A 7,883-nucleotide genomic window follows, 5' to 3' on the forward strand; every position below is an offset into this window, starting at 1 on the left:
GTTGCCGTCCGGCCAGGGGCGCCGTGCCGTCCGGGTCCGTCGGTGAACGCGGGCCCGCTCAGGCGTCCGGGTCCGGCCGCACCACGCCCAGGATCTGCATCGACCCCGCCGGGGACACGTACACGAACCGTCCGGGGCGCGGGGCCGAGATGATCTTGCCGTCGCCTATGTAGAGCGCGACATGGCTGGCGTCCGAGAAGTAGATGACGAGGTCACCGGGGCGCATCCGGTCGACGGGGACGTGCGGCAGCCGCGCCCACTGCTCCTCGGAGGTGCGGGGGATGACGACTCCGGCGTGCAGCCAGGCCTGCGAGGTGAGGCCGGAGCAGTCGAAGGAGTCCGGGCCCTCGGCGCCCCAGACGTAGGGCTTGCCCAGCTGCTGTGTCGCGTAGGCGATCGCCCGCCGCCCCGCCGCGCTCCCCTTGGTGCCGATCCGGTCGAGCACTCCGGTGCCGACCCATTGCGCCTGGGCCTTGTCGGCGGCCCGCTTCTCCAGCGCGGCCAGGCGCTGCCGCTCCTCCTCCTTCAGCCGTGCCTCGAGGGCGCGGGCCGCGTCGATGCGCTTCTCGATCGTGTCGCGGTGCCGGTCCATGGCGCGGCGGCTGGCCCGCAGGTCCTCCAGTTCGGCGGCGGCCTCGTCGGTGCGCCTGCGCAGCTCCTCGCGGGCCGCCGCGAGGACCGTCAGCCGTTGCCGTGTGGCCTGCTGGGCCTGCTGCGTCAACGCCGCGTCGTCCAGCGCGTGTTCGGGGTCCGGGGAGAGGGCGAACTGGAGCTCGGCGGGCAGTCCGCCGCCGCGGTACTGGGCCCGCGCCGCCGCGCCGAGCAGCTGCGTCAGCCGCGTCCGCTGCTGTTCGGCCCGCCGCACCCGCCCGTTCAGGACGTCGACCTTCTTCTGCTGTGCGCGGGCCTTCTGGTCGGCGGCGTCGTACTTCCCGGTGGCCACTTCGGCTTGGTGGTAGAGCGCGTCCAGCTGCACCCGCACCTCGTCGAGGGTGGCGGGGCCGGGGCCGGGCGCCGCGAGCGCGGGCGCCTGCGTCGTGGCCGTCAGGGCGCACAGCAGGGTCAGGGCCGCCGCCGTCCGGTGGCCGTGCGCGCGGGGGGACCGTCTCATGCCGTCCGAAGCTCCCTTCGCAGCCGCCGCGGTGACGGCCTCGATCACACAACGGGAGCCCGGCGTACGGCGGTTCAAGCCCGCAAGATCGTGTGAACCGGTCCGGTCCGGCGCCCGTTGTGGCCTGTCGTGGCGAGCCACGCCTGCGGTGGCGTCCCACACCGACACGAGGCACCTGGACGACAAGGGGACCGGATGGACACGGAGTTGGTGCTGCTCGCCCTGTGTACGGGGGCGGGCTGCGGCTTTCTGCTGCTCGCCGGCCGCGCGGTCCTGACGGCCGTACGGCTGTGGGCGCGCGGCCTGCGGGTGACCGGGATCGTCACCGCCCGGGCCCCGGCCGACCGGCGGCGCGGCGGGCTCGTGGCCTACTCCGACCACCTCGGCCGGGACCGTGTCCTCGACCCGGGGGCGTACGGGACGCTGTGCGGTCTGCCGCCGGTCGGTGCCGCCGTGCCCGTGGTCTTCGTGCGGTCCCGGCCCACGGCGGCCCGGCTGTGGACGCTGCGGCACCTGCTCGCCCCGTCCTTCGGGTGGTTCGTGTCCTCGACCGTCGCGTTCGGCACGGCGGTCGTGGTGGTGTCGCCGTGACGGAGGAGGAGCCCCGGCGCGGTGAGGAACCGGGGCGGGTCGGGGAGCTCGACGTGCTCCGCGGGTTCGCGTTGCTCGGCATCCTGCTCGTCAACGCCCAGATGACGGCGAGCCCTTACGCGTCGCTGGGCGGCGGCCCGACGGCCTCCGGGGCGGACCGGGCGGTCGCGTGGGCGGTGACCGCGCTGGCCTCCGGCAAGTTCTACCTGCTCTTCTCCTTCCTGTTCGGCTACGGCTTCGTGCTCCAGCGGCGCTCCGCGCACCGGGCGGGCACGGCGTTCGCGCCCCGTCATCTGCGGCGCGTGCTGGGCCTGTTCGGGCTCGGACTGCTGCATGCCGTGCTGCTCTATCCGGGCGACATCCTGATGACGTACGCCGCGCTTGCGCTGGTCCTGTACGGACTGCGCGACCTGGCTCCGCGCACCGCGCTGCGCCTCGCCGCGGGGCTGGTCCTCGCCCTGACCGTGCTGCTGCTCGGGTACGGGCTGCTCACGGTCGCCGTCACCGAACCGGTCACCCCCGCCGCCTACGCGCCCCACGCCGCCCGCGCCGTCGCCGCCTACCGGGGGAGCGCCCTGTCCGTGCTCGGCGTGCATCTGCGCGAGCTGCCTGCCATGCTCCGCGCGGACCTGACGTACGCCCCCGACATGCTGGCCGCCTTCCTGGCCGGGCTCGCGGCGGCGAAGACGCGGCTCGTCGAACGGCGCGGACGGGACGCGCGATGGCTGCGCGCGGTCATCGTCCGCTGGCTGCCCGTCGGGCTGGCCGGCGGCGTGGTCACCGCCTGCTGCGCGAACGGGCCGCTGGACGGCCGCTGGTTCCTCGTCGGCCACGCCGTGGACGTGCTCACCGCACCCGCGCTGACCGCGTCGTACGCCTGCGGGCTGCTGCTCCTGGTGCGCGGCCGGGCGGCGGAGGTGCTCGCCGCGGCCGGGCGGGCCGCGCTGACCAACTACCTCACCCAGTCGCTGGTCCTCGCCCTGGTGTTCACCGGTTACGGCCTCGGACGCTACGACAGAACAGGCACCGCCGCCGTCACGGCGGGGTGCCTGGTCCTCTACGGGCTGCAACTCGCGGTCAGCCGCGCCCTGTTGTCCCGGACGCGGTACGGCCCCGCCGAACTGCTGCTGCGCACGATCACGCTGGCGCGGCGTCCCGCTCCCAGCGGTTGCGCTTCTCCAGCCGTACCGCCGGGGTCGCCCGCGCCGCGGCCCGTGCCGTGATGGCCTCCGACTCCGCCTTCGCCTGCGCGGAGATGGCGTCGGCGCCCGGCTCCCTGTACCAGGGGCGCAGCCGGATCAGCGCCGGACGGATGCCCGTGGCCAGCAGCAGCGCGGTGCCCTTGGGCAGCGCGCGGATCCGGTCCGGCGGCAGGATCGACTCCTGGCGGTAGGAGTACGAGCGTGAGGTGCCCTCCTTGCTGCGGGACAGGCTCGGCGTCTTCACGTCGTGCTGGCCGACCAGGGTCGAGATCTTCTGCACGAAGTCGGCGTCGTCCAGGCCCGCGCCGAGCAGTTTGACGGTCGCCGCGCTCCACAGCGCGTCCATCCCCACCTCGCCCCACACCCGGGCGCCCTGCCGGTAACTCTGCAACAGCGTCACCACGTTGATGCCGCGGGAGCCGAAGTGCGAGTAGAGGTCGGGGAGATCGGAGATACGGCACACGTTGGCGGCCTCGTCGAGGACCGCGGTCAGCGGTGGGTCGAGGCGGCCGCCCATGCGTTCGGCGGCCACCACGCCCGCTCGCATCGTCGCGTCGGCGAGGCCCGCGATGACCCCGGCCGCCGAGCCGCCGCCGTCCTTGGACAGCAGATACAGCGTGTCCGTGCCGACCACGTGCCGGTCGGGGCGGAACTCGGGCAGATAGGGATCGGGGGTCACCCAGGCGAGGATCTCCGGGTCGAGCAGGCAGGAGACGGTCTGCCGGGCGGTCTCGTAGATGCCGTCCCTGGTCTCCACCGCGCCGCGCACCGTGCCCTGCAACTGCTCGGCCATCGCGTACAGTCCGGCGTCGCGCAGCAGATCGATCGGGGTCCGGTCGGCGGGGTCGGCGAGCCAGCCCAGCAGGTCGCCGACGGGGGCGCCGCAGCGGGCCGCGGCCAGGAACAGCGCGGTGAGGGTGTTCTGAGCGGCCGAGATCCAGAAGTCCTTCTTCGCGGAGTCGTCGTTGACGGACGCGACGAAGTGCCCGGCCAGCCGGCGGGCGCCCTCGATGGTCTCGCAGTCGCCCAGCAGGTTCCACCACATGCCGCGCTCGGTGTGGGCGATGCCCTGCGGGTCGAACGTCCAGACCCGGCCCGCCTTGGTGCGCTCGGCGCGGGTCACGGCGTAGACGTCGGACTTGTTGGAGGTGAGCAGGACGGCGCCCTGGGCGCGCAGCACGCGCGGCACCGCGATGCCGGTGGACTTGCCGGCCCGCGGGGCCATCAGGTCGAGCTCGACGTCCTCGTGGCTGCTGCGCAGTTCGGGCCCCTTGGGGTCGAGGTCGCCGAGCAGGTTGCCGGTCTCGTCCGGGTGCAGCCGCTCGCGCCCCTCGAGGCCCGGCCGCAGTTCCCGGGCGCGGGCCTCGATGCCCCTGGGGCACATGCTCGCCAGCTCGCGCCGCCCGGCCAGGCCCTTGGTGCGGCCCGCGCGTTCCAGCAGGAGTCGTACGACGAACGCCGCGGGCACCGCGATCAGCGCGAGCAGGGCGAACATGCCGCCGTAGACCGCGGCCGGCGGGGTGCCCGGCCACAGGGCACCGGGTCCGTCGCCGGTCAGGTGCGTGGCGGTGGACAGGGCGAACGGCGGGGCGTGCCAGCCGTGTCCGGTGACCCCGGCGCCGAGCGTGCCACCCGCCCAGCCGACGGTGAACACGGCGAGGGAGGCCCCGGCGAGGGCCGCGATCGCCCAGGGCGCGAGGTCGTGCACGCCGCTGGTCGAGGGGGTCCTGCCGCTCACGCGGTCCACCTCCCGGGCAGGGCTCGCGGTCCCTCCTGGGCGGCCCGCGCCACCTGCGCGGCGGCGTGCGCCACCGACCGCTCGACGGCCGTCTCCTCCGGTGTCCAGCGGGTGTTGGTGTTGTGCAGCCGGCGCTCGGAGTCGGTGATGGCCACCTTGATGGGGATGCCGGGACGGCCGCCGACCTTGATGAGGAACCGGCCCCGGCCCGGCGGCTCCTCGTGCTCGCCGGTGACGCCCCAGCCGGGCGGCGAGGACCACGACGACACGAGTTCGATCTCGCGCCGGGACAGGCCCACCACCTTGCCCAGCTCCTCCATCTCGGCCTTGGGCAGCCCGGCGCACACCACCATCCCGGCCCGCTCGACGAAGCCGCGGGCCTTGGCCCGGTCCGAGTCGGTGCCGAGCGCCTCGGCGTCCTTCAGGGTGTGGGTGATCTTGGCGTCGCCGAGGCCCAGGGAACGGTTGAGGCGGGTGAGTGCGTCGATGCGGTCGACGATGCCGGAGGCGGCCCGCAGCGGGCGCCACAGCTCGTCCAGCACGGTGAAGAACCAGCGCCTCGGCGCGAGTCCGGCGTCCGCGAGGGCGTGCGAGGCGGCCACCGTGCCCAGCCCGTCGGACCAGGCGGCGAGCATCGCGGCCGCGGTCAGCTGGGTGTCGGCCTCGCCGATGCCGGAGATGTCGATGCACACGGCGGGCGCGTCCGGGTCGATCCGGGTGGAGGTCTCGGAGGCGAAGGTGCCGCCCAGCGGGCCGTCGAGGATGCCGAGCAGCGAGCGGTGCAGCGGGTCGACCGCGTCACGGTAGCGGGTGTCGTCCCCACGGTCCAGGGTGACCGCGCGCACCCGGTCGGGGCCCTCCGTCAGCACCCGCAGCAGGTCGGGCAGCAGCGCGGGGCGGCCCGGGGTGGTGCGTTCGCGCAGGTGGTGCAGGACCGCGGAGAGCACCGACTGCTCGTGGTCGTCCATCGGCCGGCCGCGCACGATGGTCACCAGCGCGGCCACCATGTTCAGCACCCGCCCGTGCGTCTCGGCCTTCAGCACCTCGCCCGCCTCGCCGCCGATCCGCACGGCCGCCGCGCCCATCGCACCCGGGTCCAGCACGTTGATGCCGCCCCGGCCGCGGCCGATCGAGATCACCTGGCCGCCCAGGGCGCGCACGGTGTCGGCGTAGTCGGGCTTCAGGTCGCCCAGGACCAGCGGGACGACGCCGGTCGCGCTGAGCCCGATCAGCATCCGGTTGACGAGGGTGGACTTGCCCAGGCCCGGCATCCCGAGCATGAACAGGGACGGGTTGGAGATGTAGCGGGCGCGGGTGAACCAGTTCAGCGGGTCGCCGCAGACCGTGGCGCCGGTGAACAGATGCTGCCCGAGCGGCACTCCGGTCATCGGCGAGCCGGAGCCCGCGGCGAACGGCCACATGCCGCACGCCTGCACGGTGGTGGCCCGCCACATGGTCGGCGGATCCATGTAGCCGACCCGGCCGCCCCCGGGGCCGTACCAGCCGCGCGGCGGGACGTAGAGCTCCTTGGGCCGGGACCTCTCCTTCCCGGCGCCCGACTTCCCCGCCTTGCCCTTGCCGGGTCCTGACCCCGCCCACGCGGGATCGGGCGGTGTCGGCAGCCCGCCGGGCCCCGCCCGCCACGCCGCCTCCTCCGCGAGCCGGTCCGCGCGCTCGGCCCTGCGCTCCTCGCTCCGGCGGCTCACAACGCCTCCTGAAGCTCGTGCGGGATCAGGGTCTGCTCCCACGGGAGGATCCCGGCGGGCAGCGTGCAGGCGAACGCGGCCGCCTGCATCCGGTCCGCGGGCCGCATGAGGACCCGGGAGGCCGCGGTCAGATTGCGTACGGCGACGGTCGCGTCGGCGAGCTGGTCCAGATCGTCCACGGTGACGGTCACCAGCAGCGAGAACTCCACGAGCCCGGCGCCCGACGCCTCCTCCACCGCGGTCTGCTCGGCCGCCCGCATCTCGGAGGCCGCCCGCGCCTGCACCATGCCCCGGCCCGAGGTCGCCATGAACTGCGCGGCGCGCCGGTCCGCCTCGACGATCCGCGCCGAGGTGGCCGGGTCGATGGGCCGGTAGACCAGCGCCACCCGCTTGCGCCGGGTGCCCGGGGTCACCTCCAGCAGGTTCCTGAGCACCGAGGACCGTACGGTGCCGCGCGGCGCGAGGGTCAGCAGCCAGGTCCGGGAGACCCCGGAGTCGTGCTGGTAGCTGCCGACCGTCTCCACCGCCGCGGCCGGTCCGGCGTCCTCCCACTCCAGGCCTGTACCGCCGTACTGGGCGCGGGCGTCGAGGACGTCGGCGGCGACCGCGGGGTCGTAGGCGACCCGGACGACCTCGGCGATCCGCTCGGCCGACAGCGGACAGGCGGCCCCGCCGCCCGCCGCGACCAGCCCGCTGAGCAGGCCCGGGATACGGATGGCGAGGTCGGTGACGACGTCCTCCTTGCGGCGCTTCTGGCCGGGCGGCATCCCGTAGGTGAGGGTGACGTAGGTGTGCATCTCCGAGGACGCGGTCGGATAGCGCTCGACGACCTCCTCCATCACGGCGCGGGCGGCGGGCGGTGCGTCCGGGCGGATACGGGGCAGCACCTCGTGGGCGAGCGCGGTGCCGGGGTCGGGAGCCGTCTCCACGATCAGGGAGGCGCCGCGCAGCCCGGGTTCGTGCGCCAGCCGGGCCAGCCACTCGCCCCACAGCGCCACCCACACGTCGACCTGGTCGGGGTCGACCAGGGAGCCGCCGTCGGGGTCGCAGCCCAGCACGATCGTGTACAGGTTGCGTGCCGGGTGGTGCAGGACGCCGAAGGGCCGGTCGTAGGCGTCGCGGCCCTCGATCGCGGTGACCTTGTTGAGCAGCCCCGGCGGCCGGAACCGCCCGCCGGGCCGCGCGGACAGCGGCCCGGAGACGTACAGGTGCGCGCCCTTGGCCTTCCGGTTGCGCCAGCCGATGCGCAGGGCGAGCAACTGGTAGACGTTGCGCCCGTCCTGGGTGCGGATCGCGAGCGGGGTCAGCAGCACCACGACCGGCACGAACACGACCAGCGCCGCGTACAGCGAGATCAGGGACGCGAGCAGGGTGACGACGAGGCCGCCGAACACGCCGAACGTGCCGACGAGCCCGAGCGGCCCGAGCCCCGGCCGCCGTGGCCGGCGCCAGTTTCCGTAGGTGGGGCGGGTGACGGCTTCCGTGGACATGAGCGTCCGGTTTCCCTTCCAGGGTCTTCGGGTCTTTGGGTCTTC

At 74.6% G+C, this 7,883-nt stretch carries 6 protein-coding genes; 2 read left to right on the plus strand and 4 right to left on the minus strand.

What is annotated here, in order from left to right:
- Positions 1-58 precede the first annotated feature (58 nt).
- Positions 59-1,111, minus strand: coding sequence for a C40 family peptidase (locus tag ABT085_RS40950; RefSeq protein WP_351620513.1), 1,053 nt, complete (start codon positions 1,109-1,111; stop codon positions 59-61).
- Positions 1,112-1,306: 195 nt separating this feature from the next.
- Between ABT085_RS40950 and ABT085_RS40955 the strand changes: the two genes are divergently transcribed.
- Both ABT085_RS40955 and ABT085_RS40960 read left to right on the plus strand, forming a co-directional pair.
- Positions 1,307-1,702, plus strand: coding sequence for a hypothetical protein (locus tag ABT085_RS40955; protein ID WP_351620516.1), 396 nt, complete (start codon positions 1,307-1,309; stop codon positions 1,700-1,702).
- Positions 1,699-2,925, plus strand: coding sequence for a DUF418 domain-containing protein (locus ABT085_RS40960; RefSeq protein WP_351620519.1), 1,227 nt, complete (start codon positions 1,699-1,701; stop codon positions 2,923-2,925). The genes ABT085_RS40955 and ABT085_RS40960 overlap by 4 nt, the downstream gene beginning before the upstream one ends.
- Here the strand turns inward: ABT085_RS40960 and ABT085_RS40965 are convergent.
- From ABT085_RS40965 to ABT085_RS40975, 3 genes are all read right to left on the minus strand, one after another.
- Complete coding sequence (locus tag ABT085_RS40965) at positions 2,840-4,651, minus strand: TraM recognition domain-containing protein (protein ID WP_351620522.1); 1,812 nt, start codon at positions 4,649-4,651, stop codon at positions 2,840-2,842. The genes ABT085_RS40960 and ABT085_RS40965 overlap by 86 nt on opposite strands.
- On the minus strand, positions 4,639-6,111 hold the full coding sequence (locus ABT085_RS40970; RefSeq protein WP_502982943.1) for a putative type IV secretion/conjugal transfer ATPase: 1,473 nt from the start codon (positions 6,109-6,111) through the stop codon (positions 4,639-4,641). The genes ABT085_RS40965 and ABT085_RS40970 overlap by 13 nt, the downstream gene beginning before the upstream one ends.
- Positions 6,112-6,344: 233 nt before the next feature.
- Positions 6,345-7,838: an SCO6880 family protein gene (locus ABT085_RS40975; RefSeq protein ID WP_351620528.1), complete on the minus strand. Its 1,494-nt coding sequence runs from the start codon at positions 7,836-7,838 to the stop codon at positions 6,345-6,347.
- Positions 7,839-7,883: the final 45 nt, after the last annotated feature.

This window comes from Streptomyces sp. NPDC002265 (assembly GCF_040296125.1).
Taxonomy (GTDB): domain Bacteria; phylum Actinomycetota; class Actinomycetes; order Streptomycetales; family Streptomycetaceae; genus Streptomyces.

What these genes read in the sequence shown, in the direction of transcription:
- ABT085_RS40950 (WP_351620513.1), bottom strand. Translation starts at nt 1,111, where the DNA reads ATGAGACGGTCCCCCCGCGCGCACGGCCACCGGACGGCGGCGGCCCTG.
- ABT085_RS40955 (WP_351620516.1), top strand. Translation starts at nt 1,307, where the DNA reads ATGGACACGGAGTTGGTGCTGCTCGCCCTGTGTACGGGGGCGGGCTGC.
- ABT085_RS40970 (WP_502982943.1), bottom strand. Translation starts at nt 6,111, where the DNA reads ATGGATCCGCCGACCATGTGGCGGGCCACCACCGTGCAGGCGTGCGGC.
- ABT085_RS40975 (WP_351620528.1), bottom strand. Translation starts at nt 7,838, where the DNA reads ATGTCCACGGAAGCCGTCACCCGCCCCACCTACGGAAACTGGCGCCGG.